This is a genomic window from Sphingobium sp. Ant17, assembly GCF_000588875.1.
Lineage (GTDB): Bacteria > Pseudomonadota > Alphaproteobacteria > Sphingomonadales > Sphingomonadaceae > Sphingobium.
In genome coordinates, this window is the sequence record NZ_JEMV01000001.1 from 19,015 (window position 1) to 44,283 (window position 25,269).

Annotated in this window: 25 protein-coding genes and 2 pseudogenes; 12 read left to right on the top strand and 15 right to left on the bottom strand. The window is 63.3% G+C overall.

All coding sequences use genetic code 11. The annotated features are described in order from the left end of the window. The first annotated feature begins 30 nt into the window (after positions 1-30). Positions 31-1,305, top strand: a complete 1,275-nt coding sequence (locus tag BF95_RS00075) for an MFS transporter (protein ID WP_043148754.1) — start codon at positions 31-33, stop codon at positions 1,303-1,305. Positions 1,306-1,308: 3 nt separating this feature from the next. Here BF95_RS00075 and BF95_RS00080 read toward each other — a convergent pair. Continuing rightward, positions 1,309-2,216, bottom strand: a pseudogene (locus tag BF95_RS00080) (SDR family NAD(P)-dependent oxidoreductase). A 151-nt stretch (positions 2,217-2,367) separates the two neighbouring features. Between BF95_RS00080 and BF95_RS00085 the strand changes: the two are divergent. Next, on the top strand, positions 2,368-3,150 hold the full coding sequence (locus BF95_RS00085) for an SDR family NAD(P)-dependent oxidoreductase (protein ID WP_043148556.1): 783 nt from the start codon (positions 2,368-2,370) through the stop codon (positions 3,148-3,150). A 4-nt stretch (positions 3,151-3,154) separates the two neighbouring features. On the opposite strand, the gene BF95_RS00090 is transcribed toward BF95_RS00085, so the two are convergent. After that, positions 3,155-3,601 (bottom strand): MarR family winged helix-turn-helix transcriptional regulator, encoded by a 447-nt coding sequence (locus tag BF95_RS00090; protein WP_043148557.1) that lies wholly within the window; start codon positions 3,599-3,601, stop codon positions 3,155-3,157. Positions 3,602-3,680: 79 nt separating this feature from the next. On the opposite strand from BF95_RS00090, the gene BF95_RS00095 reads away from it, so the two are divergent. From BF95_RS00095 to BF95_RS00105, 3 genes are all read left to right on the top strand, one after another. Continuing rightward, positions 3,681-4,736 carry an alpha/beta hydrolase fold domain-containing protein gene (locus BF95_RS00095; RefSeq protein WP_235209486.1) on the top strand — a complete coding sequence of 352 codons (1,056 nt, stop codon included), beginning with the start codon at positions 3,681-3,683 and terminating at the stop codon, positions 4,734-4,736. A 175-nt stretch (positions 4,737-4,911) separates the two neighbouring features. Continuing rightward, complete coding sequence (locus tag BF95_RS00100) at positions 4,912-5,487, top strand: hypothetical protein (RefSeq protein WP_043148558.1); 576 nt, start codon at positions 4,912-4,914, stop codon at positions 5,485-5,487. 151 nt (positions 5,488-5,638) lie between these two features. Then, a complete protein-coding gene (locus tag BF95_RS00105; RefSeq protein ID WP_043148559.1) occupies positions 5,639-7,069 on the top strand; it encodes a porin in 1,431 nt (476 codons plus the stop codon). Between the two features lie 24 nt (positions 7,070-7,093). Here the strand turns inward: BF95_RS00105 and BF95_RS00110 are convergent, their stop codons facing one another. The 6 genes from BF95_RS00110 to BF95_RS00130 form a co-directional block, all read right to left on the bottom strand. Further along, positions 7,094-7,309 (bottom strand): hypothetical protein, encoded by a 216-nt coding sequence (locus tag BF95_RS00110; RefSeq protein ID WP_043148561.1) that lies wholly within the window; start codon positions 7,307-7,309, stop codon positions 7,094-7,096. Next, entirely contained in the window at positions 7,230-7,622 is a 393-nt protein-coding gene (locus tag BF95_RS00115; RefSeq protein ID WP_051519776.1) for a DUF4197 family protein, read from the bottom strand. The genes BF95_RS00110 and BF95_RS00115 overlap by 80 nt, the downstream gene beginning before the upstream one ends. Before the next feature lie 62 nt (positions 7,623-7,684). Next, a complete protein-coding gene (locus tag BF95_RS28560) occupies positions 7,685-7,894 on the bottom strand; it encodes a hypothetical protein (protein ID WP_235209487.1) in 210 nt (69 codons plus the stop codon). Further along, complete coding sequence (locus BF95_RS00120) at positions 7,891-8,802, bottom strand: alcohol dehydrogenase catalytic domain-containing protein (protein ID WP_235209488.1); 912 nt, start codon at positions 8,800-8,802, stop codon at positions 7,891-7,893. Before BF95_RS00120 ends, BF95_RS28560 begins: the two co-directional genes overlap by 4 nt. Then, a complete protein-coding gene (locus tag BF95_RS00125) occupies positions 8,772-11,351 on the bottom strand; it encodes a TonB-dependent receptor (RefSeq protein WP_043148563.1) in 2,580 nt (859 codons plus the stop codon). Before BF95_RS00125 ends, BF95_RS00120 begins: the two co-directional genes overlap by 31 nt. Before the next feature lie 96 nt (positions 11,352-11,447). Then, positions 11,448-12,377 (bottom strand): AraC family transcriptional regulator, encoded by a 930-nt coding sequence (locus tag BF95_RS00130; protein ID WP_043148758.1) that lies wholly within the window; start codon positions 12,375-12,377, stop codon positions 11,448-11,450. Between the two features lie 246 nt (positions 12,378-12,623). Between BF95_RS00130 and BF95_RS28565 the strand changes: the two genes are divergently transcribed. After that, complete coding sequence (locus BF95_RS28565; RefSeq protein WP_327195390.1) at positions 12,624-12,758, top strand: hypothetical protein; 135 nt, start codon at positions 12,624-12,626, stop codon at positions 12,756-12,758. 3 nt (positions 12,759-12,761) lie between these two features. Here BF95_RS28565 and BF95_RS00135 read toward each other — a convergent pair whose 3' ends face one another. The 6 genes and pseudogenes from BF95_RS00135 to BF95_RS25945 all read right to left on the bottom strand — a co-directional run. Then, positions 12,762-13,757: an NAD(P)H-dependent flavin oxidoreductase gene (locus BF95_RS00135; RefSeq protein WP_043148564.1), complete on the bottom strand. Its 996-nt coding sequence runs from the start codon at positions 13,755-13,757 to the stop codon at positions 12,762-12,764. Next, entirely contained in the window at positions 13,757-14,920 is a 1,164-nt protein-coding gene (locus BF95_RS00140; protein ID WP_043148566.1) for an acetyl-CoA C-acetyltransferase, read from the bottom strand. Before BF95_RS00140 ends, BF95_RS00135 begins: the two co-directional genes overlap by 1 nt. Before the next feature lie 4 nt (positions 14,921-14,924). Next, complete coding sequence (locus BF95_RS00145) at positions 14,925-15,707, bottom strand: enoyl-CoA hydratase/isomerase family protein (protein WP_043148569.1); 783 nt, start codon at positions 15,705-15,707, stop codon at positions 14,925-14,927. Further along, complete coding sequence (locus BF95_RS00150; RefSeq protein WP_043148570.1) at positions 15,707-16,468, bottom strand: 3-hydroxyacyl-CoA dehydrogenase; 762 nt, start codon at positions 16,466-16,468, stop codon at positions 15,707-15,709. Before BF95_RS00150 ends, BF95_RS00145 begins: the two co-directional genes overlap by 1 nt. 20 nt (positions 16,469-16,488) lie before the next feature. Beyond that, on the bottom strand, positions 16,489-17,673 hold the full coding sequence (locus BF95_RS00155) for an acetyl-CoA C-acyltransferase (RefSeq protein ID WP_043148573.1): 1,185 nt from the start codon (positions 17,671-17,673) through the stop codon (positions 16,489-16,491). Between the two features lie 11 nt (positions 17,674-17,684). Continuing rightward, positions 17,685-17,768 (bottom strand): annotated as a pseudogene (locus tag BF95_RS25945) (acyl-CoA dehydrogenase family protein); the annotation flags it as partial. 121 nt (positions 17,769-17,889) lie between these two features. Between BF95_RS25945 and BF95_RS00160 the strand changes: the two are divergent. Then, on the top strand, positions 17,890-18,519 hold the full coding sequence (locus BF95_RS00160; protein WP_043148575.1) for a TetR/AcrR family transcriptional regulator: 630 nt from the start codon (positions 17,890-17,892) through the stop codon (positions 18,517-18,519). Here BF95_RS00160 and BF95_RS00165 read toward each other — a convergent pair whose 3' ends face one another. Next, the gene (locus BF95_RS00165) at positions 18,520-19,389 is read right to left on the bottom strand and encodes a LysR family transcriptional regulator (RefSeq protein WP_043148577.1); all 870 of its coding nucleotides are present in this window, start codon (positions 19,387-19,389) and stop codon (positions 18,520-18,522) included. 86 nt (positions 19,390-19,475) lie between these two features. Here BF95_RS00165 and BF95_RS00170 point away from each other — a divergent pair, with 86 nt between their 5' ends. The 5 genes from BF95_RS00170 to BF95_RS00185 all read left to right on the top strand — a co-directional run bounded on the left by BF95_RS00170 (position 19,476) and on the right by BF95_RS00185 (position 25,243). After that, entirely contained in the window at positions 19,476-20,621 is a 1,146-nt protein-coding gene (locus tag BF95_RS00170) for an isovaleryl-CoA dehydrogenase (protein ID WP_043148578.1), read from the top strand. Between the two features lie 85 nt (positions 20,622-20,706). Continuing rightward, positions 20,707-22,308, top strand: coding sequence for a carboxyl transferase domain-containing protein (locus BF95_RS00175; RefSeq protein WP_043148579.1), 1,602 nt, complete (start codon positions 20,707-20,709; stop codon positions 22,306-22,308). Positions 22,309-22,411: 103 nt separating this feature from the next. Then, positions 22,412-22,801, top strand: a complete 390-nt coding sequence (locus BF95_RS25950) for an endonuclease domain-containing protein (protein WP_081763968.1) — start codon at positions 22,412-22,414, stop codon at positions 22,799-22,801. Further along, positions 22,798-24,657, top strand: a complete 1,860-nt coding sequence (locus BF95_RS00180; RefSeq protein ID WP_043148580.1) for an acetyl/propionyl/methylcrotonyl-CoA carboxylase subunit alpha — start codon at positions 22,798-22,800, stop codon at positions 24,655-24,657. The genes BF95_RS25950 and BF95_RS00180 overlap by 4 nt, the downstream gene beginning before the upstream one ends. 127 nt (positions 24,658-24,784) lie before the next feature. Next, positions 24,785-25,243: a MaoC family dehydratase gene (locus BF95_RS00185; protein ID WP_043148581.1), complete on the top strand. Its 459-nt coding sequence runs from the start codon at positions 24,785-24,787 to the stop codon at positions 25,241-25,243. The last annotated feature ends 26 nt before the right edge of the window (positions 25,244-25,269 follow it).

The following is a 25,269-nucleotide window of genomic DNA, read 5'->3' on the forward strand; positions in this document are numbered from 1 at the left end:
ACACCATATAAAAGATCAGGAGCCAGGATGATGAATGAAGCAGGGGTGCAGGGTCCGCCGGTCGGCCGCTATCGCTGGGTGGTGGTGGCGCTGTTGTTCGCGGCAACCGCGATCAACTATGTCGATCGACAGATGATCGGCGTGCTGAAGCCAACCCTGTCAGCAGAGATGCAATGGTCGGAAACCGACTATGCCAATATCGTCTTCTGGTTTCAGGCTGCCTATGCGATCGGCTATCTGGGCTTTGGCAGGATCGTCGATGTCATCGGCGCGCGCTTTGGCTACGCCATCGCGGTCACAATTTGGACCATAGCGCATATGGCCCATGGCGGCGTCTACGGCGTCACACAGTTCGCGATGGCGCGATTTGGCCTGGGCATCGGAGAGTCCGGTAATTTCCCCGCAGGCATCAAGGCGGTGACCGAATGGTTTCCGCAAAAGGAACGCGCCTTTGCTATTGGCCTATTTAACGCCGGGGCTAATATCGGCGCGATCATCACCCCATTGCTCGTGCCATGGCTGACCATCGCCTATGGCTGGCGTGTCGCCTTTTATGCCACCGGCATTTTCGGCATCGTCTGGCTCATCGCCTGGCTGGTCTTCTACCGTAGGCCAGATCAGCATCCCAAAGTGACGGCGGAAGAACTGGCCTATATCCGCCAAGATCCCGCCGATCCGGTCGAACCCATCGGCTGGGCCAAGCTCATCACCATCAAAGAGACATGGGCCTATGCCATCGGCAAATTCTGCATCGACCCGATCTGGTGGTTCTTCCTCTTCTGGCTGCCCGGTTATCTGGGCACCCGCTATGGCCTTGATCTCATCAGCTTCGGGCCGCCGCTGGTCGCCATCTACCTTCTCTCGGACGGTGGCAGCATCTTCGGCGGCTGGATGTCGGGGCGGCTGATGAAGGCGGGCAAGAGCGTCAATGCGGCGCGCAAACTCACCATGTTGCTCTGCGCCTTTGCCGTGCTGCCGATCTTCTTTGCGCAGTCGATCGACAATCTCTGGCTTGCCGTGCTGGTGATCGGCATCGCCACGGCCGCGCATCAGGCTTTCTCGGCCAATCTCTATACGCTACCATCCGACTTGTTTCCGCGCGGAGCCGTGGGATCGGTGGTCGGCATCGGTGGAACGGTGGGCGCGATCGGCGGCATGGTCATGGCCAAATATGCAGGCTACATCCTCGACGGCATCGGCAGCTACACGCCGCTCTTTGCCGTCGCAGGCAGTGCCTATTTCGTGGCCCTCGCCGCCGTCCACCTGCTCTCGCCTCGCCTGGAGCGCGTGAGCGTCTCGACCTGATTGTCAGGCCCCTGCTACGGCCCGTTCGAAGCTGTAGTGGATATGATCGACATGGCCGTGCAGGCCAAAATCGAGCGGATCGGCGCTGTCCATGATGGCGTCGATTTGACTACTGATATCCTCGATTGACCAGTCGGGCTGATAAACGCCCTTGCTTTCCGCTACGAAGACCCGCGCGATCCGTCCTGCGATCGAGGCCAGCATCTGGCCGGTGATCGAGCATTCCTCATGCGCCAGCCAGCCGACCACCGGCGCGACCAGTTCAGGCCCCATCGGTGGATACGCGGACACGTCGATACCTTCCGCCATGCGGGTGACGGCACCAGGCACGATGATATTCGACCGGACACCCTCGCTTCCCCCTCCAGCGCCAATATAGTGTTGAGCCCGATCATGCCGGATTTGGACATGGCGTAATTGACGCAATTTGCATTGCCATACAACCCGCCGATCGAGGAGGTCAGCACGATCCGGCCATAGCCCGCGCTGCACATGATCGGGAAGGCGGGCCGGGCAACGTGAAAAGCACCGCGCAGATGCACGTCCAGGACGGCGTCGAAATCGTCCTGGCTTAATTCCTTCATCGACCCGTAGCGCACATTCCCGGCATTATGGATCAGCGCATCGATGCGGCCATAATGGTCGAGGGCGCAGTTGATGATGGCGCGGCCGCCTTCGGGGGTTGCGACCGATTCGGTGCAAGCGATCGCTTCGCCACCCAAAACCTTGATCTCCGCCACGACATCGGCTGCGGGTCCGGCATCGCCGCCCTCGCCCCGGATCGCGCCACCCGGATCATTGACGATCACCTTTGCGCCGCGGGCGGCCAGCAACAGCGCATAGGCACGGCCCAGGCCACGACCTGCACCAGTGATGACGGCGACGCGATCGTCGAAACGCAGCTCGGCCATGGCCCTATCCTTCTCGTCCGATTGTTACGCCAATGGGTTAACCGGTGCATCCGCCCGTTCAAGGCAGGCCGACAAGGCATCGCTCCAGCGGTTCGCGATGACCGTCTTAGCGCGATAAGAAAGGCCCGAGGCAAATAGAGGGAAATCAACGATGCAGGTTGCGATCATCACCGGGGCGGGCAGCGGCATCGGCCTGGCCACTGCTAAGATGCTGGCAGAGGCCGGCATGGCGATCGTGGGTGTCGGACGCGACGCCGACAAGCTGGCGACGCTGGAGCAGGCGGTCGGCGATCCGATGCGGATCGCGACGCTCTCGGTCGATATCACCGCCGACGATGCGCCGACCCGGATCGTCGCTCTGGCGCTCGAACGCTTCGGCCGGATCGACTTCCTGGTCAACAATGCCGGTGCAGGCGGCCCCAAGCCGCTGCATGAAACCGATGACGAGACGCTCGACTATTTTCTGGGGCTGATGCTCCGCGCGCCGTTCCGCCTGTGCCGCGAAGTCATCGGCCATATGAGTGAGGGCTGTGGCATCGTGAATGTCAGTTCGACCTATGCGATGATCGGTGGGCGGCGGGGCGGCGCCTATTCGGCGGCCAAGGGCGGCCTTGGTGCGCTGACTCAGCATATCGCCTGCGATTATGGCCCGCGCGGTATTCGCGCCAATTGCGTCGCGCCTGGCGTCACCATGACGGATATGGTGCGGCACCGGTTCAACGATGAGATGTTCAAGCGGGTGAATGTCGAAACGACGCCCTTTCCCCGATTGGGCGAAGTCGAGGATATCGCCAGCACGATCGCCTTTCTTTGCTCGCCGGGCGCAGGCTTCATCAACGGGCAGACGATCGCCGTGGATGGCGGCTGGACCACCACCAAATACCTGTCCCCGCGCGCACTGACGACCAAGTGGGTCGAACCGGACGCCGAATGATCGATCAGGGGTGGCAGGCGTCGCGGCAGACCTGGCGGAGCAGCGCCATTATTTCGTCGCGCCGTTCGGGCGGTATGGAACGGCCGATCACTTCTTCATGGCGCGTGAAAGCCTGCTGCACTTTTGCATGGAGTTGTTGGCCTTCATCCGACAGCGAGAGGGCTATCGCCCGCCCCTTCCCTGGCTGTTTGTCCAGCGCGCCGAGCAGCACCAGCTTGTTGATCAGCGGCACCAGATTGGCGGGCTGGGCGCGTAAAGCGCGACCGATGTCGCTCTGGGTGCAGCCCTGGTTCGCGCCCAGGAACAGCAGCAGCGTTGCTTCACTGACATTGAGTTCCAAATGCTGAAGCATATTGGCCAGAGCGGTGGTCGCCGCCGTGGTGGTGCGGCGCAGATGATAGCTGAGCAGATTGTCGAGCGGATCGGATAAAGCGGACAGCGACACGGACATAGGTTTCAATAGTCTGCTTGCCCTCCCCACTCAAGCTTGTATATTATGTCTTATAACATAATTCATAGACGAGATAAGCATGTTCAGTCTATCCAACGGAATTCGGAAGGTTTTACTCGCCAGCGTGGCTAGTGCGTTGTGTATCGGCGCGGCGCTCGCCCAAACGCCACCCCTAGCCGGACCCGGCACGATCGAGCCGGATGGCACGGTGGTCGTGCCCGCCTTCCGCTTGCCGCCGTCGGACTATCTAAGCGAGGCGGCGAAGAAGGCGCTGCCCCGGACACCGTTCGACCCCGAAGAACCGATGATGCGCGCCGTCGCGGCCGGTCAGGCCGGTGCGTTGCGTGCGCGGATGCCGCAACTTATGGCACCGCGGCTCGATGCGCTCAAACAGATGTACGAGGTGACCACGCAAGAGACGGAGATCGCAGGCGTCCCCGCCGTTCGCGCGACACCGGCAGGCGGCGTCCCACAGGCGAACCGGGCCAATATCCTGCTCAATCTGCCCGGTGGAGGCTTCGTCATGGGCGCCGCGCCGGGAACGGGCATGATCGAATCCATCCCGCTTGCGGGTCTTGCCGGGGTGGAGATCGTCAGCATCACCTATCGCCAGGCGCCCGAACATGTCTACCCGGCGGCAACGCAGGACGTGCTGACCGTCTATCGCGAATTGCTCAAGACCCATAAGCCGCAGGATATCGCGATATTCGGCTGTTCGGCCGGCGGACTGCTGACGGCGGAAACGATCGCGGCGCTGGTGCGCGACAAACTCCCCCTGCCAGCGGCGATCGGTATCTTCTGTGCGTCGGCCGATGCACGGTGGGGTGGGGACAGTCGGGCGTTCGGAAGACCCTTCCAGGCCTTGGCGCAGCGCGAGGATAGTCGCGCCTATTTCAAGGATATCGACCTGTTCGATCCGCTCGTCTCCCCAATCGAGTTCCCCGCGACGTTGGCGCAGTTTCCGCCGACGCTGGTGATTACCGGCACCCGCGCGTTCGAGATGAGCGCGGCGGTCAACACGCATAAGGAACTGGTGAAGGCCGGGTCGATGCCGACCTGCACATCTGGGATGGCCTGGGCCATGCCTTTTTCTACGACCCTGCCTTGCCTGAATCGCGCGAGGCGTTCGATGTGATGGCGCGTTTCTTCACCCGTCACCTGAACCTGCAACGCTAGGCAGCTGAGGCGGCCCCTTCGGCAAAGTCTCAGCCGTGACACTTTGCCGAAGGGAAAAGTGTCACGCGCGACAAAGTGCGACTCGGGGGAAATTAGGGATTCACAGGAAGGCTGCACTGTGCTTGATTCACCTTATGTTTCACGCCCCCCTTCCCTCCCGTGCAGCCAGCGGCAGCGATGTGTCGCTGTTGCTGGACCAATTGTCGCATTGCTGTTCGCGTCCCCGCTATGCCTTCATGCTGCTGACATTGATCGCGGACGTGGCGCGACCCGACGGCAGCGCCGGCCCGCTGGTGCGGGTGGACGACAGCCTGGTGTCGTTGCGCGACTGGCTATGCGATGCGCTGACGCCCATGGGCCATCGCGATCCTCGGCGAATGGCGCTGGTCGAACGCGTCAGGGAGGAATTGCGCAAGGAAGAGCGGCTGACCGGCGACGCGGCGGCGAACGAGGCGCTGGTGCAGGATGAAGTACGTATCCGCGTCCGTACCTCCGGCAAGACGAACCTCAGCCGTGCGGTGTCCGAACTGGTGAAGGCCGGATTGCTCAAACGCCATTATCAGGGGTTTCGCGTCGATCATCTGAACCGCGGCGCGCAGCGGCAGGCGGTCTATACCCTGACCGGACGCGCCCGCGCCCTGGTCAGCGCGCCGCCTTTGACAAGGCGTCCCGCCACCCGGCCACGGCAGGGCGATCTCTTTGCATCCTGACCTATGACGGTGCCGCCGGTTATATGACATTTACATGTCACTACTGTCATAAAAACCGATAAAATCTGTCATTAAAGAGTCATTGAACCGCCATAGCTGGCGCCCTTGTCGAACAAGGGACAAGGCCGTGAAACAATCGAGACATATCGGCATGGGTCTGGCGGTCAGCCTGCTGGCGCTGATGTCCCAAGCCGCGCAGGCGCAAACGGTCGAGCAACTGCAAAGCCAGATCGATGAGTTGAAGGCCCAAGTGCAGGCCCTTACCGCCGCCCTGTCCGCCCTGTCCGCCCGTCAGCCCGCCCCGGCAACCGCGTCCGCCGCCGCCCCTGTGCCGGTCCCGACGAGCCCTGCCCCTGCGCCGCAGATGGCGAGCCTTTCGGCACCCAGCCCCGACGCGGTCGATGCCGACCCTGCCGAAACGCCGAAGAAAGGCTGGTATGATCGCCTGTCGCTGCGCGGCTATACCCAGATGCGCTACAATGCCTTCCTGTCCGGCGATGATAGCGCGCCTGCGGGCACGTCCCGCCTGCGCTCGGTCCATGACAGCGGCATTTCCGACAGGGGCGGCTTTACCCTGCGCCGGGTCCGCCTCGTCCTGCAAGGCGATATTTCTGATCGCGTATCGCTCTATCTGCAGCCGGATTTCGCGACCGCCGTCAGCAACCAGAGTGGTGGCGAGCGCCGGGAGAGTTTCGGCCAGCTGCGCGACGCCTATGCCGATATCTTCCTCGACAAAGCCAAGAGCGTCCGGCTGCGGTTTGGCCAGTCGAAGGTGCCCTATGGCTGGGAGAATATGCAGTCCTCGTCCAACCGCCTGACGCTCGATCGCAGCGACGGCATCAACAGCGCCGTGCCGGGCGAACGCGACCTGGGCGTCGTGGCCTATTATACGCCGCCATCGGTCCAGAAAATCTGGGACAGGCTGGCCGATGACGGGCAAAAATTGTTCGGCAATTATGGCGCGTTCGGGCTGGGCGTTTTTAACGGGCAGGGCATCAACAAGACCGAGCAGAATAAAGACCTGATGAAGGTCGTCTTGGCGACATGGCCATTCGAACTGGATGGCCTGGGCGACGCCTTTGCGGGTCAGGTGTTCGAAATCGGCGGGTCGGCGATGCTGAACACGATCCAGCCCGAAATCCGCAGCGGCGGCGTCAGCGCCCTGTCCTATGACGATAATCGCGCTGGCATCCACGCCATGCTTTATCCCCAGCCGATCGGCATTCAGGCTGAGTGGAATTGGGGCCGCGCGCCGCAATATGATCTGGCCAGCCAGTCGATCCGCGCGAGCAAGTTGAATGGCGGCTATGTCCAGATGATGATGCGCCTGCCGACATCGGACAGTTTCGGCACGCTGATGCCTTATGGCCGTTGGCAACATTATCGCGGCGGCTGGAAAGCCGCGACCAACGCACCGCGCCTGGAAACCGACGAGTTCGAACTGGGCCTGGAATGGCAGCCGTGGAAGGCGCTGGAAATCACCATGGCCTATGCCCGGATGAAGCGCGCCGAAGCCGACGAACGCCGGACCGGCCGCGCCGAAGGCCATCTTATCCGTACCCAGGTGCAGTGGAATTACTAACGCCCGGTCGGCGCTGGTCGAGCTTTAATGCGCCTCGCTGCGCATCCGCACGACCAGCGCTTCGATCTCATTGGGTTCAAGCAGCCAGGTCCGCGTCTTGCGCCCTTCGCGGTGGACGGGATGGGTCAGCAACACGCGCGCCTGCGTCTGGGCATGAGGCTTATAGAGCGCGAAATGCGTCGCGCAGTCGCGGATCGTGCCGATCAGCGGCAGCATTGTCGGCCAGATCGACGGCGACATCGTTGAGCGCCATGCCGACCCGATCGCGCACCGCGCGCGTGCGCAGCAGCGCGGACAGAACCGCGCCGCCCCGGTCCCCACCCAAGTCAGGCGGCGTGATGCGGGTAAGTTGATCATCATAAAAGCCACCCGGTTCGGTCAGGCGCGCAAAGGCGCGTTGGCTCGACAATTGGAGCAGGCGACGCACCGCTTCCTCCACGGTGTAGCGCCCCATCGGAGTCGCGCAGGCGGCAAGCGGCAGCAGCGCGATTGTCGCGATCAAGCGGCGCCTGTCGCAAAAGCCGGTCGGCGCTGTCCCCAATTTGTCCACCATGATGCGTCTCCCTGTTGCTGGGCTGACGCTATGGCCCGATCCGCCTTGCCGGTCGCTGAACGTCAGGGCTGATCCATCACCACCACCGGCTTGACGACCGCCCCGCTTTCGGACGCGGCGAAGGCCGCTTGCAAATCGGCAAAGGCATAGCGCTGGATCAGTTTTTCCAGCGGCAACCGGCCGTCGCGATAATAGCCGATCAGTCGGGGAATGAAGCGCTGTGGATCGATGCCGCCCTCGACCACGCCGACGATCCGCCGCCCCATGCTCATGATCGCCGACGCATCGATGGCGCAGCCGCCGGGCGGATAGGCACCGACCAAGGCGAGCGTGCCGCGCTGCGCCAGTTTCTCCACGCTGGGCCAAGCAAGGCCGGGACGCCCGTCGTGTCGACGATATGATCGAACAGGCCTTCGATCGATGCGAGATCATCGCCTGTTTCGGTCGCGCCCAATGTGCGGGCAAGGTCCAGGCGGCTGGAATGGCGATCGATCACCACGATCCGTCCGGCCCCGGCGATCATAGCTGCCATGACGGCGGACAGGCCAACGGCTCCACCCCCCAAGATCGCGATCGACTGGCCAGGCGCGACCTTGAGCGTTTCCAGCACCGTGCCCGCGCCGGTCTGTATCCCGCAGCCCAAAGGCGCGAGGATGTCGAGCGACAGATCGGGGTCGATCCGCACCACATTGTCGCGATGCGCAAGCGCGTGGGTCGCGAAGGCCGACTGGCCGAAGATGTTGCTGCCGATCCGCTGATCGCCGCGCCAGATGCCGCCTTCGCCTTCCTGCGTGACCCCCATGAAATTGCGCGGCACGAATTCGACGCAATAGCCCGGTTGATGATCATGGCAGGCCCCACAGACGCCGCAGCTATGGAAGCTCAGCAACACATGGTCGCCGACTCTAACGCCGTCGATGGCGGAACCAACCGCATCGACCACACCCGCCCCTTCGTGGCCCAATATGACCGGGAGGGGCGTGGGCAATGCGCCGTCGCGCATCACCATGTCGGTGTGGCAGATGCCGCAGGCGGACAGTCGCACGCGGATCTGGTCGGAACCGGGCGGGTCCATGGCGAGGGTTTCGAAGTGGAAGGGACCGCCCGGTGCTTCGACCACGGCGGCCCTGATCGCGATCCGGCCCATGATCAGAAATCGAAGCCGAAGCGCAGATACCATTCGCGCGGCCGGTTATAGGTGCCGAAGATCGCCCCCGCCGCGATGTTCGACCCGCCCGACGTCAGGAAGCGCTTGTCGGTCAGGTTGGTGCCGCCCGCCGTTACCGACCATTTGCCATCGGGTTCGCGATAGCTGACCGAGGCATTGACGATGTCGGTCGATACCCGCTTGAGCAGCAGGGTGCGTTGCGTGTCGTTCCAGGCACTGGACGTATAGGTCCAGTCGGCCAGCATGACGAGCGACGCGCCATTGCCCAGCTTGGCTTCATAGCGGGGGCTGAGATTGACTTTCCATTTGGGCGTCTTGGGCAGGGTTTCGCCGACCAGCGTCCCGGCCTGGAAGCCATTGGCCCCGCCGACCGCCGCCGCGCCCGCCGATACCGATGTATATTGGGCGTCGATATAGCCGATCGCGCCATTGATGGTCAGGCCATCGACGGGTGCCGCCACCATCTCCAGTTCGAAGCCACGGATGCGCGCATCGCCCGCATTGGCGATGGTGGGCGAGGTGCCGACCTGGATATTGAGCTGAATATCGCGATATTTGGTCGAGAAGACCGCCGCGTTGAGTTGCAGATGCCGGTCGAGCAGCGTGGACTTGATCCCCGCTTCCCAGGTGGTCGCCTTTTCCTCGTTGAAGTCGGGTGCGACATTGCCCTGCGGGTTGGTCAGGCGCGTGGTCCAGCCGCCGGTCTTATAGCCCTTCGACCAGCTGCCATAGAGCATGACATCGTCGGTGGGATGGATTTGGACGCCGACCTTGGGCGAGAAATCGCTGAATTTCTTGCGATTGACGCCCGGCGTATAAACGCGAACCGGATTGTTCGGGTCAGGATAGCTCAAACCCACTTGGCAAGGGATCGGTGCCAGCGGGAAGGGACCACCGGGGAAGACATTGCCATTGGCATCGGCGCACCCGAACAGCTTATAGTTGAAGCCGTTCAGCTCCTGCTGTCCGCCCTCGAACCGTTTGCGTTCATTGGTGTAGCGACCGCCGATGGTGATGCCGATCAGGTCGATCGGGCGATAGTCGATCTGACCGAAAAAGGCGTAATTCTTGGTCGCCAGTTCGTTGGGACCATCGACCTGCACCAACCCTTCGGCGAAGGTCACATAGTCATGAAGGTCGCCCGCTTCCTTGAAATAATAGGCACCCAGAACATAGCGCAGCTTTTCTTCGAACGCATTGCCGAGCAGCTGGAATTCCTGGCTGAACTGCCACTGGTTCATGGTGAAGCTCAACTGCACGAAATTGAGCGGCGAACCGTCCGCATCAAGGCCGGCATTCCAGTGCAGCTCGCGATAGGCGGTGATCGACTTGAGCGCGATGTTGTCGGCCAGGTCGAAATCGACGACGCCGCTCAAGCCCCAGCTTTCCAGGTTGGAATAGCTGTTGCCGCTGGCATAGCTGCGATCGGGATTGTCGATCAGGTAGCGACCGTCCCACGGGAGGCGATCGTTGGCGGGATTGCCATCGACATTAGCGCTGGCGACGCTGGCTAGCTGAAACTGCGGGTTGAACTGGGTGCCAGCTACGCCGCACAAGGCCTGGGCATTGCGCGCGGCAATCTGCGCCCCTGTGCTGCCGATGCAGAAATTATAGAGGCCCGCGAACAGGAAGCCGGTGGTGCCTGTCGGGTCGAACGCCGCGCCGGGCAGGTTGGTCGTGCCCGCGAAATTGCCGGGCACGAACTCGGTCGTGCCGATCAGCTTGTTGGCCGACGTGCCCTTGTCCTTGCTATAGTCGCCGGAGAAGGTCGCCCGCACCGCGCCACCATTGTCCCAGCGCAACTTGCCGCGCAGGTTCCAATTGTCATTGGCACCCTCCTTGGCGGCGCTGTCATAGCCCGCGGCCGAGAAAGCGTCGAAGGAGGGCGTATTGTTCGCGCGCTGGTCGGGATAGGGCAAGCGCTTCAAGAATCCGTCGCGCGATTTGATGCCGAAGGTGAGAGCGGAGCTAAGGCCTTCAGTTATCGGCACCGTTACCGACCCGCGCACCTGGAACAGCTTGTAGCTGCCCAGCGTCACGTCGCCCTTGGCTTTGAATGCGTCACCCGGATCGGCCGTGACGATCGAGATCGCGCCGCCGATCGTATTGCGGCCGAACAGGGTGCCCTGCGGCCCCTTCAATATTTCCACCCGCTCGACATCGAGCAGATCCTGGTTCGCGCCGACCGTGCGGGCGAGATAGACGCCGTCGAGGTAGATGCCGACGCCCGGATCGATGTTGAAGGCGAAATCGTCCGACCCGATACCGCGAATATAGGCGGCCAGAACGGCGGTGGAACCGGAAAAGGGCGTGCCCGCGTCCAGATTGACGTTGGGCGCGATGGCGGAAAGCTGCGACACGCTGCCGACGGCGCGCTCCTGCAAGGCCTCAGCGGTGAAGGCCGAAATGGCGATCGGCACGTCCTGCACATTTTCCGCGCGCTTCTGCGCCGTGACGACGATTTCGGCGATGCCGCCCGATTGTTCGGCATCCTGCGCCAACAGCGGCGTGCTGGCCATCGCACTCGACGCCATCAGCGCCGCGATCATCGACTTGCCCATCTTCAATCCTCCCATAATGGCCCACCTGTTCCGGTGTGTTGTCGGCCATCATAGGCGGCGGCCCCCATCGCGTCTTGGATAGGGGCGAACCGAGGATCAGGACAAAAGCGAACCACCCTGCCCGCTGCGCCACTGGCTGGGCGACACGCCGAAATGGCGGCGGAAGCAGCGGGTGAAGAAAGCGGAGTCGCTGAAACCGACGTCGAAGGCGATATCCGTGATCGTCATGCCATCGTCACGCGCCAGCAAGGCCGCTGCCCGTTCGAGCCGCCGCGTGGTGATGAACGCGGTCGGCGTCAGGCCGACATGGCGGAAGAAGCTCTTTTGCACTGCGCGGGGGGAGAGATCGAGCGCTTCGCAGATCAGCGCCGTGCCAAGGTCTGGATTGCCCAGATGCTCCAGCGCATAATCGACCGGTGAGCGCGGCATGGCGATAGCCGGTCGATCGAGCACGCTGCGTCTGCATAACAGCCGTGCCGCATCGGCCAGCAACACACCCGCATCATCGTCCAGCGCCGCGAGCTGATCGCGCTGCGACCATAGGCCTTGCAGCACATGGGCGAGGAACAGAACATGCGGGTTGGTCGATGGCACCAGACAGCCGTGCCAATCGCGCGCGGCGATATCATCGCCCATCATCGACACCGGCACCTGCAGGATCAGGCAGTCGTTGAACTGCGAAATGTCGATGGCATAAGGGTGACGATCATCGGCGATGACGACGTCGCCGACCCGCGCCATGCTGCTGCGATCGCCATGGATCATCGTCATCGATCCCCGGTGAAGCAAATGCAGCAACAGGTGCCGCTCTTCGCCTTCCGTCACGACCCGGCTGACCTGCGCCCTCTCGCTGCGCGCGCGGGCAAAGCCGACACCACCGAGCGACCAGCGCGCAAGCTCGGCCTTTATCCCTTCGGGCGCATGCGCGGTCATGCCGGGAAAGGCCTCAGCCACGACCTCGCGCCAGAAGAGCTGGCGGCGCTGTGGCGGCACGAGGCGGGTGGAGAAGCGCTCGACCGCGCTCATCGACCGGCCATCATGCGGCCATATATATGGTGGATCATAGCCAACATCCTCTCCCCCTTTTCGTCGCGCGCTTATCTTTGCCCGTCGACCGATCTTGCCAATCATCGCGAAAGTATCCCAGGCATACGGATATGGCAATATGGTTGAACGGTCACACACTTCTGCCGGACCAGCGACTGCACGGTTCTACGCCCCGCAGCGACCAATAGCGCTGCCTTTGCGAAGCCCTTGATATAATAGGACAATATGGGAATAGAGCATTTCATCGCCGTCGATTGGCGCACGACCAATCGCCGCGTCTATCGGATCGAGGATGGCACGATGGTCGCTACGCACCGCGATACGCTGGGCGTGACTACCGCCCTGCTGATCGAACAGTGACGCTCAGGCGGCGACCTGTTCGCCGCTTAGCATGGCGTTCAACCGACCGCGGATAATCGCCTCGGCATCCGTCACGATGCGCCTCACCAGCGCGTCGCAGGTCGGGATGTCTTGGACCAGGCCCTGGACCTGCCCGGCCCAGACCAGCCCCGCGTCCAAATCACCCGTTTCCAGCGCGACCCGTCCCTTGGCGCCCGACACGAGCGGCTGGATGTCCTGGAACACCGCACCCTCGCGCGACGATATCTCGACCACCTGATCCGACACACTGTTCTTGGCGACCCGCCCTGTATTGTGGAATTTGCGGAAGATCAGGTTCGTCCCCCGCTCGTCATTATCGACCAGAAACTGTTTCACATTGTAATGGATCGGCGCTTCCACCGTGGCACAGAAGCGCGTGCCCATGTTGATGCCGTCCGCCCCCAGCGCCAGCGCCGCTGCAAGCCCGCGCCCGTCGCCGAAACCGCCGCTCGCGATCATCGGGATTGTCAGCTTGTCGGCCGCCGCCGGGATCAGGATCAGCCCCGGAATATCATCCTCACCCGGATGCCCCGCACATTCGAACCCGTCGATCGAGATCGCATCCACGCCCATCCGCTGCGCCGATAGAGCATGACGGACGGCCGTGCATTTATGGACGACGATGACGCCATGCGCCTTGAAATCATCGACATGCTCCTGCGGCTTGTGCCCCGCCGTCTCGACAATTTTGACCCCGCTGTCGATGATCGCCTTGCGATATTCCGCATAAGGGGGCGGATTGACCGACGGCAATATAGTGAGGTTCACGCCGAACGGCTTGTCGGTCATCGTGCGGCAACGATCGATTTCGCGCCGCAGATCGTCGGGCGTTGACTGGGTCAGCGCGGTCAATATGCCAAGGCCACCTGCATTGGAGACGGCCGCGGCCAGTTCCGCCCGGCCGACCCACATCATGCCGCCCTGCACGATCGGATGCTCGATCCCGCACAGATCGGTGAAGCGCGTCCTGATGCCCATTACAGCGCCTCCACGATCGTCACATTGGCAACGCCGCCACCCTCGCACATCGTCTGCAAGCCATAGCGCTTGCCCCGCGCCCGCAGCGCGTGGATCAGCGTCGACATCAGCTTGGTGCCGCTGGCGCCCAGCGGATGGCCCAGCGCAATCGCGCCGCCGTTGACGTTAAGCTTCGCCGGGTCAGCGCCGATCGCCTGGAGCCACGCCATCGGGATCGCAGCAAAGGCTTCGTTGACTTCGAACAGGTCGATATCGTTGAGGCTGAGGCCCGACCGTTCGAACGCGCGGYKGGTCGCCGGAATCGGYTCTTCCAGCATGATCACCGGGTCGCCCGCCGTCACGGTCAGGTTGACGATGCGCGCGATCGGCGTGAGGTTRAAGCGCTTGATCGCCGCCTCGCTCGCCACCAGCACGCCCGACGCGCCATCGGTCATCTGGCTGGCATTGGCCGCCGTGATCGTGCCGCCTTCCTCCAGCGTCTTGACGTTCGCCATCGCCTCCATCGTGCCGCCACGACGCACGCCATCGTCCGTGTCGAACAGRCCGYCRGGCGTCTCCACGCCGACGATCTCACCCTTGAACGCGCCGCTGTCGATCGCGGCAGCCGCCTTGGCATGGCTGGCCAGCGCAAAGGCGTCCATATCCTCGCGGGTGAARCCATATTTATGGGCGATCATCTGYGCGCCATGAAACTGRCTGAACTCGGCCACGCCATAGCGGTTCTGGATGCTYTTGGGCCATGGCCCGATGCCGACACCGGCAGCGGCATGAAGCTGATAGTTGGACCCCATCGGCACCCGYGTCATGCTTTCCGCACCCGCGGCAATCACCAGATCCTGCGTGCCGGACATGATCGCCTGCGCCGCGAAATGCAGCGCCTGTTGCGAAGAACCGCATTGCCGGTCGATCGTCACGGCGGGCACGCTGTCGGGCAGCTTCGACGCCAGCACCAGATTGCGGCCAAAGGCAAAGGCCTGCTCGCCCGCCTGGCTGACGCAACCGACGATGACATCCTCGATCGCGGCCGGATCAACCCCGGTGCGATCGACCAGCGCATTGAGGATGGTTGCGCCCAGATCGGCGGGATGCACGTCGATCAGGCCGCCCTTGCGGGCGCGGCCACCGGCGGTGCGGACGGCTTCTACGATATAGGCGTCGGCCATGGTCTCAAACTCCCCTAAAATTGGCGGGGCGTTTTGCAAGCAATGCGCTCAGCCCCTCTTCGCTTTCCCGTCCCGCGCCTGCCGCCGCCATGCTCCGCAATTCGCGGTCCAGCTGCGTCTCCAACCCGGTTTCGAAACTATCGGCCAGCAGCGCGCGGCTGGCTGCCAGCGCCGCCATCGGCGCATCGGCGAGCGYGGTGGCGACGCGCAGGCCTTCGTCGGCCAACGCTTCATCATCGACAATCCGCGTCACCAGCCCGATCGCCTCGGCCTCCTCCGCCTTGATCCGGCGGTTGGTCAGGATGATCTCCTGCGCCTTGCGCAAGCCCACCAGACGCGGCAACAGCCAGCTTAGGCCACCATCGGGCGTCAGGCCRATCGCGCCATAGGCCGCGGTAAAATGCGCCGACCGCGCKCCGATCACGACGTCGCCCAGCATCGCCAGGCTGAACCCCGCGCCCGCAGCCGGGCCATTGACCAGCGTCACTAACGGCTTGGGCGCGCGCGCCAGCCGTGCAATCGCCGCATGAAGTGTCGCGATCAGTTCGCTCAAGACTTCCGGGCGCCTATCCCCAGCGCCCGCRAGCACTTGCACATCGCCACCCGCACAGAATAAACGACCGCTGCCCGTTATCACAATACAGCGGATCGCCGCGTCGGTCTGGCASCGGATCGCCGCCGCCAGCAGCGCGCGCGCCAGCGGCAGGGTGATGGCATTGCCAGCCTCCGGCCGGTCGAGCRTGATCCGCCCGATGCCATYCTCGACGGYAAAGKCGATCCCGTCCATCAGCGCGGCGCCATGCGGATTGCGCCATCCAGCCGGATGACATCGCCATTCAGCATCGGATTGCGGATGATGGACTCCACCAATTGCGCATATTCGGCGGGTTTACCCAGGCGACTGGGATGCGGCACCTGCGCGCCCAGCGCGTCCTGCACATGCTGCGGGAAGCCTTCGAGCATGGGCGTCAAGAAAATACCCGGCGCGATCGTCATGACGCGGATCTTATGTTGCGCCAGGTCGCGCGCGATCGGCAAAGTCATGCCGACGACGCCGCCCTTCGACGCTGAATAGGCCGCCTGCCCGATCTGCCCGTCATAGGCCGCGACCGAAGCGGTGTTGACGATGACGCCGCGCTCGCCGTCAATCTCCTCCGCCGCGGCCAGCCGCGCGGAGAATTTGGAGATGACATTGAACGTGCCAATCAGGTTCACGGTCACGGTCTTGGCGAAGACATCGAGCGGATGCGGCGCATTTTCCTTGCCCACCGTCTTGACCGCAGGCGCGATCCCCGCGCAATTGACCAGGATGCGCGCCACGCCATGCGCGGCTTCGGCCGTGTCCAGACCGGCCGCGACGCTGGCGTCATCAGCGACATTCACCGAGACATAGACGCCGCCCAGTTCCGCCGCGACGGCCTTGCCCGCCTCCTCGTTGAGGTCAAAGATCGCGACCTTCGCGCCCTGCGCCGCCAGCATCGTCGCGGTCGCCCGGCCCAAACCTGAAGCGCCACCCGTCACAATGGCCGATAAACCGTTGATATCCATAACGTCCAACCCCTAAACTATCAGACCAGCTCGACCGCCATCGCCGTCGCTTCGCCACCACCAATGCACAGGCTGGCCACGCCGCGCTTCAACCCGCGCGTTTCCAGCGCACCGATCAACGTCGCAACGATGCGCGCGCCCGATGCGCCGATCGGATGACCCAAAGCGGTAGCACCGCCATTGACGTTCAGCCTCTCCGCCGGAATACCCAATTCCTTCGCCGCAATCATCGCGACCACGGCAAAGGCCTCATTCACCTCGAATAGATCGACATCGTCCACCGACCAGCCTGCCTTTTCCAGCAGCTTGCGGATCGCCGGAACCGGTGCCGTGGTGAATTTCGATGGCGCATGCGCGTGCCCGGCGGTCGCGACCACACGGGCGACGACCTTCAAACCCTGCTTGTCCGCGACGCTCTGGCGCGTCATCACCAGGGCCGCAGCACCGTCGGAAATGGACGAGGCATTGGCCGCCGTAATCGTGCCATCCTTTACGAAGGCGGGCTTGAGGCCGGGGATCTTGTCCGGCCGTGCCTTGCCCGGCTGTTCGTCGGTATCGACGATCGTATCGCCACCCCGGCCCTTGACCGTCACCGGCGTAATTTCCCGCACGAAAGCGCCGCTGCCGATCGCGGCACTGGCGCGTTCAAGCGAGCGGATGGCATAATCATCCTGATCCTGCCGCGTGAACTGATAGTCGCGCACCGCTTCCTCGGCGAACACGCCCATCGCCTTACCCGGCTCATAGGCATCTTCCAGCCCGTCCATCATCATCGTGTCGATGATCCGGTCATGGCCGATCCGCGCGCCGCCGCGATGCTTGGGCAAAGCATAGGGGGCATTGGTCATGCTCTCCATCCCGCCTGCGATCACGACATCGACCGCGCCAGAGCTAAGCGCTTCATGCGCCATGATAGCCGCCTGCATCCCCGATCCGCACATTTTGTTGACGGTCGTGGCTTCGGTGTTGAGGCCAAGGCCTGCGCCCAATGCCACCTGCCGCGCCGGTGCCTGCCCCAGACCCGCTGGCAGGACGCAGCCCATATAGATGCGATCGACCGCATCGACCGAAACGCCTGCGCGCTCGACCGCCGCCCTCACCGCCGCAGCGCCCAACTCCGTGGCCTTGAGGCCCGACAAGGCACCCTGGAACCCGCCCATCGGTGTGCGGGCATAGCTGGCGATGACTACCGGATCGTCCTGCATATCAATTCCTCTCACAGACTGCGCGCGATGACCAAGCGCTGGATGTCCGATGTGCCCTCATAAATCTGGCACACACGCACATCGCGATAAAATTTTGACGACGCCATAACTGCCCAGCGTCAGGCCAAAGTAAAACCCATTCGTCTTTTATCTACTCACGGGTATATTGATTATCAGCGGGTTTCTTGTCAAGAGTGGAGCGGTAAGGAGAAGAACTTGCCCCTGCCCAATACTGCCCCCTCCCCCTTCCGATCGCGCGAGGAGCGCGAGCGTGACCGTGAGGAAAAGCGCGAAGCCGTGCTGCGCGCGGCGGTGCGGATGTTCAACGCGCGCGGCTTCCACGCGACCTCGCTCGATGATGTCGCCGCGAGCCTGGGGATCAGCAAGCCGACCATCTACCATTATCTGGGCAATAAGGAGCAGGTGCTGATCGAATGCGTGACGCGCGGGCTGGAATTGCTCAGCGCCGCTGCCGATGCGGCCCGCGCGCAACCAGGCGATGGTCTTGCCCGACTGCGCAGCGTTCTGCGCAGCTATGCGCTGGTGATGATGGACGATTTCGGTCGCTGCGTAGTCCGCACCGGCGATGAATTTCTCTCGTCCGAAGGGGCCGCCCTGTTCCGCGCGCGCAAACGCGCGATCGACCTGTCGATCCGGGCGCTGATTGAGGACGGGATCGCAGACGGCTCGATCGCGCCGGTCGATGTGCGGATGACGGCCTTTACGCTGGCGGGCGCGCTTAACTGGCCGGGCCGCTGGCATGATCCGGACGGGCCATTGTCCCCCAGCGAGATCGCGGATTCGATGGTCGATATTTTGATCGGCGGCCTCGCCCCGCGTCCCTGATCAACCTGTCAATATGGTGCGCGCCGCAGCCACTATCGGCGGAGGGGACGCGGCCAGCGCCTCGGACGTCGTCGCATAGAGCAGCCCGATGGTGCGCGTCTGGTCGAACCCCGCCAGCCGGGGCCGGGCGACGTCGGGCGCGGCATAGCTGGTCGGCATCAACGTGATCCCCACCCCCGCCGCCACCATCTGCATCACCCGTTCGTCATTGACCGACCGATAGGCGAAATGCGGCCGCACGCCGCGTTCGGTAAAGAAGCGGCTGGTGTCGGACAGAACCTCGCAATGCCGCCGCACGATCATCACATCCTCGTTCAGCGTTTCCGCCGCGACCGATGCCTGCCCGGCGGCGGGATGATCCAGCGGCACGGCCAGCGCATAGCCCTCCTCGTGCAACGGCTCTTCCAGAAACCGGTCGCTGCCCCGCCCGACCAGAGTCAAAGCGCAGTCGATCCGACCCCGCGAAACATGGCCGAGCAATTCCCGCTCGGTCCCTTCCACCAGTTCCAGCCGCGCGTCGGGGTCGATGCCGCGCGCCGCCCGCGTGATCGCCGCTATGGTCGCGCCGGGCAGGCTGCGGATCACGCCCATGCGCGTCAGCGGCCCCTGCGCTGCGCCCGCCAACACCTGCTGCGCCAGGTTGAACTCGCCCTCGATCCGCCGCGCATGGGCCAACAGCCGCGATCCCGCCTGCGTCAGTTCCACTCTATGCCCAGACCGCAGGAACAAGGCCCCGCCCAGCGCCCGCTCCAGCTTGGCGATCCCGACCGACAGCGTCGGCTGCGCCACATTGCAATGCCCCGCCGCGCGCGAAAAATTGCCATGGTCGACCACGGCCAGAAAATAGCGGAGCTGATAGCGTTCAATCATAGACACCATCTATAACACCCTGCCAATTCTTTCAATTTTGAATTGGCGGCTGGCTGCGTTAGTCTTGGTGCAAATAGGAGAGGCCAATGAGCAATTTCGATTTCGCCCTGGGCGAAACCGCCGACATGATCCGCAAAAGCACAGCGCGCTTCGCCGCTGACAAGATCGCGCCGTTGGCAGCCGAAATCGACGCGAAGGACTGGTTCCCGCGCGACCTGTGGCCGCAAATGGGCGCGCTTGGCCTCCACGGCATCACGGTCGAGGAAGAATGGGGCGGCCTTGGCCTCGGCTATCTCGACCATGTCGTCGCGCAAGAGGAAGTCGCCCGCGCCTCCGCGTCGATCGGCTTGTCCTATGGCGCCCACTCCAACCTTTGCGTCAACCAGATCCGCCGCTGGGGGAGCGACGCGCAAAAGGCGAAATATCTCCCCAAGCTCATCTCCGGCGAGCATGTCGGCAGCCTCGCCATGTCGGAAGCGGGCGCCGGGTCGGACGTCGTGTCGATGACGCTGAAAGCCGAAAAGCGCGGCGACCGCTATGTCCTCAACGGCACCAAATATTGGATCACCAACGCCCCCTATGCCGACACGCTGGTCGTGTACGCCCGCACCGGCGAGGGCAGCAAAGGCCTCACCACCTTCCTCATCGAAAAGGGGATGAAGGGCTTTTCCATCGGCCAGAAAATCGACAAGATGGGCATGCGCGGCAGCCCGACCGCCGAACTGATCTTCGACGATTGCGAAGTGCCGGAAGAGAATATCATGGGCGCTCTCAATGGCGGGGTGAGCATATTGATGTCCGGCCTCGACTATGAACGCACCGTGCTGGCGGGTATCCAGCTGGGTATCATGCAGGCCTGCCTCGACACCGTCATCCCCTATGTCCGCGACCGCAAGCAATTCGGCAAAGCCATCGGCACGTTCCAGCTGATGCAGGCGAAGATCGCCGACATGTATGTCGCGCTCAACAGCGCGCGCGCCTATGTCTATGCGGTCGCCAAGGCCTGTGACGCCGGGCGCACCACGCGCTTCGACGCGGCGGGCGCAATCCTGCTGGCGTCCGAAAATGCGGTGAAGGTCGCGCTGGAAGCCGTGCAGGCCTTGGGTGGCGCGGGCTATACCAAGGATTGGCCGGTCGAACGCTATCTGCGCGACGCCAAGCTGCTCGACATTGGTGCTGGCACCAACGAGATCCGCCGTATGCTCATCGGCCGCGAGGTGATCGGCGCTTAATAATCCTCCCCCAGCTTGCTGGGGGAGGGGGACCGCCCAAAGGGCGGTGGAGGGGCGCAGGCCCGCAATACAGGGTAAGAACAATATGACCGCACCCATCCTCGACACCAAAATCCTGCGCGATAGCGAAGCCTTCAGCGCCAATGTCGCGCACAACCGTGCCCTGGCCGAGGAACTGCGCGCCAAAGTCGCGGCAGCCGCACAGGGCGGCTCCGCCAGTGCGCGCGACAAACATACCGCGCGCGGCAAACTCCTGCCACGCGACCGCGTCGAGCGCTTGCTCGACCCCGGCTCGCCCTTCCTGGAAATCGGCCAGCTTGCCGCCAATGGCCTTTATGGCGACGAAGTCCCCGGCGCTGGCCTGATCGCCGGGATCGGCCGCGTGTCGGGCCGTCAGGTCATGATCGGCTGCAACGACGCCACGGTGAAGGGCGGCACCTATTATCCCCTGACCGTCAAAAAGCATCTGCGCGCGCAGGAAATCGCGCTCGAAAACCGCCTGCCCTGCATCTATCTGGTCGATAGCGGCGGCGCGAACCTGCCCAATCAGGCGGAGGTGTTCCCCGACCGCGACCATTTCGGTCGCATCTTCTACAATCAGGCGAACTTGTCGGCGCAGGGCATTCCCCAGATCGCCTGCGTCATGGGTAGCTGCACGGCGGGCGGTGCTTATGTCCCCGCCATGTCCGACGAAACCGTCATCGTCCGCAACCAGGGCACGATCTTCCTCGCCGGCCCGCCGCTGGTGCAGGCCGCGACCGGCGAAGTCATTACCGCCGAGGATCTGGGCGGCGGCGACCTACATGGGCGCAAGTCGGGCGTGGTCGATCATGTCGCCGACAGCGACGATCATGCGCTGACCATCGTCCGCGACATCGTCTCGACCCTGCAACCCGACCGCCAGCCCGACCTAAACCTGCGCGAACCCCGCCCGCCCAAATATGATGCGAGCGACCTCTACGGGATCATCCCCGACGATGTCCGCGCGCCCTATGATGTCCGCGAAATCATCGCGCGGATCGTGGACGGCAGCGAGTTTCACGAGTTCAAGGCGCTCTACGGCGCCACGCTCGTCTGCGGCTTCGCCCATATCTGGGGAATGCCCGTCGCGATCCTCGCCAATAATGGCGTCTTGTTCAGCGAAAGCGCGCAAAAGGGCGCACATTTCATCGAACTGGCGTGCCAGCGCCGTATCCCCTTGCTGTTCCTCCAGAATATCTCCGGCTTCATGGTCGGCGGCAAATATGAAGCGGAAGGGATCGCCAAGCACGGTGCCAAACTCGTCACCGCCGTCGCCACCGCGCAAGTGCCCAAGATCACCGTCCTGATCGGCGGCAGTTTCGGCGCTGGCAATTACGGCATGTGCGGCCGCGCCTACCAGCCCCGCTTCCTCTTCACCTGGCCCAACGCCCGCATCAGCGTGATGGGCGGCGAACAGGCCGCTTCCGTGTTGGCCACCGTCCACCGCGACGCCGCGAAATGGACGCCGGAGGAAGCCGAAGCCTTCAAGGCCCCCGTCCGCCAGAAATATGAGGCAGAAGGCAACCCCTATTACGCCACCGCGCGCCTGTGGGACGATGGCGTCATCGACCCGGCGCAAACCCGCGATGTGCTGGGATTGGCCTTCGCTGCAGCGCTGAATGCGCCAGTGCCGGACAAGGCGCAATTCGGCCTGTTTCGGATGTGATCGGGGTGGGCTTAGAGGACAACGCCATACCTCCCGGAACGGGGAGGGGGACCGCCCGAAGGGTGGTGGAGGGGTATTCAACACCAACGCCGCGACGATCAGGATGGCCAGACGCGAACGCCGCTCCGGCAACCTTCCTGAAGTGATCCTTTGGCGAGCATTGCGCCAGCGCCCGGGCGGCTTCAAATTCCGCCGCCAACATCCGATCGGCCCCTACAGCCTTGATTTCGCTTGCCTGTCCGCACGACTCGCTATCGAAATCGATGGCGAAGTTCATAATCGCGGGGATCAACCGACGAGTGACGCCGTCCGCGATGCTCACATGGGCCAACGCGGGTTCGACACCCTTCGCATTCCCGCCAGAGACGTCCTGCACTCTGTTGATAGTGTCGTCATCGCGATCGTCGCCGCGTGCCGTGCGCGCCAACCCCTCCACCAGCCTTCGGCTGGTCCCCCTCCCCGTTCCGGAGAGGTAGAAGGACGCTTGCCATGATCCAATCCCTCCTCATCGCCAATCGCGGCGAAATCGCGTGTCGCATCATTCGCACCGCGCGGGCGATGGGCATTCGCACCATCGCCGTCTATTCGGACGCCGACGCGCAAGCGCTCCATGTTCGCGACGCGGACGAAGCCGTGCATATCGGCCCATCCCCTGCACGCGAATCCTACCTTAAGGGCGACCGCATCATCGCCGCCGCGCGCCAGACCGGCGCGCAGGCCATCCATCCAGGCTACGGTTTCCTGTCCGAAAACGCGGAATTTGCGCAGGCCGTTATCGACGCAGGTCTGATCTGGGTCGGCCCCAACCCACCCTCCATCACCGCCATGGGCCTCAAGGACGCGGCCAAGCAGCTAATGCAGGATGCCGGCGTCCCGACGACACCAGGCTATCTCGGCGCGGACCAGTCCCCCGCCCATCTCGCCGCCCAGGCCGACACCATCGGCTACCCCGTCCTGATCAAAGCCGTCGCGGGCGGCGGCGGCAAGGGGATGCGCAAGGTCGATGCCGCGCAAGACTTCGCCGACGCGCTCACCTCCTGCCAGCGCGAGGCCGCGTCCAGTTTCGGCAACGATCACGTCCTGCTCGAAAAATGGGTCACTAACCCGCGCCATATCGAAGTGCAGGTCTTCGGCGACACCCATGGCAATGTCGTCCACCTGTTCGAGCGCGACTGCTCGCTTCAGCGCCGCCACCAGAAGGTGATCGAGGAAGCCCCCGCGCCCGGCATGACGGAGGCTACCCGCGCCGTTATCTGCGCAGCGGCCGTCCGCGCGGCGAAGGCGGTCGACTATGTCGGCGCAGGCACGATCGAATTCATCGCCGATGGATCATCGGGCTATATCAAGCCGGATCGCGTCTGGTTCATGGAGATGAACACCCGGCTTCAGGTCGAGCATCCCGTGACCGAGGAAATCACCGGCGTCGATCTGGTCGAATGGCAGCTTCGCGTGGCATCGGGCGAACCACTGCCCAAAAAGCAGCATGAACTATCGATCAACGGCCACGCAATCGAAGCACGGCTCTATGCAGAAGACCCGGCCAAAGGCTTCCTCCCGTCGATCGGGACGCTGGAACAGTTCGAACTCGACGCCAATGTGCGGATCGAAAAGGGCGTCTATCAGGGCACGACCATTTCGCCTCATTATGACCCGATGATCGCCAAGATGATCTCGCACGGGCTAGACCGTGAAGAGGCACGGGAGATTCTGGCCTATGCGCTCAACGAAAGCGTCATTTGGCCGGTGCGAACCAATGCCGCATTTCTGATCAACGCCCTCGACCACCCTGATTTCATTGCGGGAACGATGGACACGGGCCTAATCGAGCGCGCGGGCGAAACGCTCATTCCTCCACTTATGCCATCGGACGAAGCCCTGTCCGATGCCGCGCAGCGCTATGCGCGTCAACCGCTGGCGGGGTTCAGACTGAACGCACCGCCGCAGCAGGACATCATGCTCTCGGTCAATGGGCAACCGGTTCCAGTGCATATGCCGATCCCCGACTATGTCGATCAGCATGCGCTCGCTGGCCACAGGGACCAACCATCCTCATCCTGGTTAACCGATAGCGGACAGACATGGCGGATCGAACCGATGCGCGCGTCCTCCACCGGAGGCGCCGCCGCCGCCGACGGGGCCATCCTCTCTCCCATGCCCGGTCGTATCATCGCGGTTGCCGTCGCGGCGGGCGATGCCGTGGTCAAAGGCCAAAAGCTGCTGACGCTCGAAGCCATGAAGATGGAGCATAGCCTCATCGCCCCCTTCGACGGCACCGTCGCAGAGCTGAACGCCGCCGAAGGCGGTCAGGTGAGCGAAGGCGTATTGTTGGCAAAAATCGAGAAGGCCTAATAGCCGCTGTCCTACATCCCGCCTTTCAGGCTATGATGCGGGCAGCCCCTCCGTTTGAAATATTCAGTCCCCAGCGTGGCATATAATGTCAAAAACTGCGGGAAATATGCGAAGTTAAGGAAAAAGCATGGCCGGGCGCTTTTACGATCAATGGACCATCGGCGACACCATCGTCCATGATATCCGCCGCACCGTGACGGAGACCGACAATCTTCTTTTCACGACGATGACGCATAATCCGCAGCCGCTGCATCTCGACGCCGAGTTCGCCAAGGCCAGCGAGTTCGGCCAGATCCTCGTCAACGGCACCTTCACCTTCGCGCTGATGATCGGGCTGTCGGTGGGCGACACGACGCTCGGCACGCTGGTCGCGAACCTTGGCTATGACAAGCTGGTGATGCCAAAGCCCGTGTTCATCGGCGACACGCTGCGCTGCGACTCCGAAATCACCGACTTGAAGCCCAGCAAATCGCGGCCAGGTGCAGGCATCGTCACCTTCACCCACCGCCTGCGCAACCAGCGCGACGAGATCGTGTGCCAATGCCTGCGCATGGCCCTGCTCCAGGGCAGCGACACGACAACGTAAGAAAATGGCGTGCAGGGCGGTCAAAA

Coding starts and splice junctions, on each gene's coding strand:
- BF95_RS00085 (WP_043148556.1), top strand. CDS start 2,368: ATGCAGGTTGCGATCATCACCGGGGCGGGCAGCGGCATCGGCCTGGCC.
- BF95_RS00115 (WP_051519776.1), bottom strand. CDS start 7,622: ATGGTGGACAAATTGGGGACAGCGCCGACCGGCTTTTGCGACAGGCGC.
- BF95_RS00090 (WP_043148557.1), bottom strand. CDS start 3,601: ATGTCCGTGTCGCTGTCCGCTTTATCCGATCCGCTCGACAATCTGCTC.
- BF95_RS00105 (WP_043148559.1), top strand. CDS start 5,639: ATGGGTCTGGCGGTCAGCCTGCTGGCGCTGATGTCCCAAGCCGCGCAG.
- BF95_RS00130 (WP_043148758.1), bottom strand. CDS start 12,377: ATGAGCGCGGTCGAGCGCTTCTCCACCCGCCTCGTGCCGCCACAGCGC.
- BF95_RS00110 (WP_043148561.1), bottom strand. CDS start 7,309: ATGTCGCCGTCGATCTGGCCGACAATGCTGCCGCTGATCGGCACGATC.
- BF95_RS28565 (WP_327195390.1), top strand. CDS start 12,624: ATGGGAATAGAGCATTTCATCGCCGTCGATTGGCGCACGACCAATCGC.
- BF95_RS25950 (WP_081763968.1), top strand. CDS start 22,412: ATGGCCAGACGCGAACGCCGCTCCGGCAACCTTCCTGAAGTGATCCTT.
- BF95_RS00100 (WP_043148558.1), top strand. CDS start 4,912: ATGTTTCACGCCCCCCTTCCCTCCCGTGCAGCCAGCGGCAGCGATGTG.
- BF95_RS00165 (WP_043148577.1), bottom strand. CDS start 19,389: ATGATTGAACGCTATCAGCTCCGCTATTTTCTGGCCGTGGTCGACCAT.
- BF95_RS00135 (WP_043148564.1), bottom strand. CDS start 13,757: ATGGGCATCAGGACGCGCTTCACCGATCTGTGCGGGATCGAGCATCCG.
- BF95_RS00180 (WP_043148580.1), top strand. CDS start 22,798: ATGATCCAATCCCTCCTCATCGCCAATCGCGGCGAAATCGCGTGTCGC.
- BF95_RS00075 (WP_043148754.1), top strand. CDS start 31: ATGAATGAAGCAGGGGTGCAGGGTCCGCCGGTCGGCCGCTATCGCTGG.
- BF95_RS28560 (WP_235209487.1), bottom strand. CDS start 7,894: ATGAGCATGGGGCGGCGGATCGTCGGCGTGGTCGAGGGCGGCATCGAT.
- BF95_RS00175 (WP_043148579.1), top strand. CDS start 20,707: ATGACCGCACCCATCCTCGACACCAAAATCCTGCGCGATAGCGAAGCC.
- BF95_RS00185 (WP_043148581.1), top strand. CDS start 24,785: ATGGCCGGGCGCTTTTACGATCAATGGACCATCGGCGACACCATCGTC.
- BF95_RS00125 (WP_043148563.1), bottom strand. CDS start 11,351: ATGGGCAAGTCGATGATCGCGGCGCTGATGGCGTCGAGTGCGATGGCC.
- BF95_RS00095 (WP_235209486.1), top strand. CDS start 3,681: ATGTTCAGTCTATCCAACGGAATTCGGAAGGTTTTACTCGCCAGCGTG.
- BF95_RS00170 (WP_043148578.1), top strand. CDS start 19,476: ATGAGCAATTTCGATTTCGCCCTGGGCGAAACCGCCGACATGATCCGC.
- BF95_RS00155 (WP_043148573.1), bottom strand. CDS start 17,673: ATGCAGGACGATCCGGTAGTCATCGCCAGCTATGCCCGCACACCGATG.
- BF95_RS00120 (WP_235209488.1), bottom strand. CDS start 8,802: ATGGTATCTGCGCTTCGGCTTCGATTTCTGATCATGGGCCGGATCGCG.
- BF95_RS00150 (WP_043148570.1), bottom strand. CDS start 16,468: ATGGATATCAACGGTTTATCGGCCATTGTGACGGGTGGCGCTTCAGGT.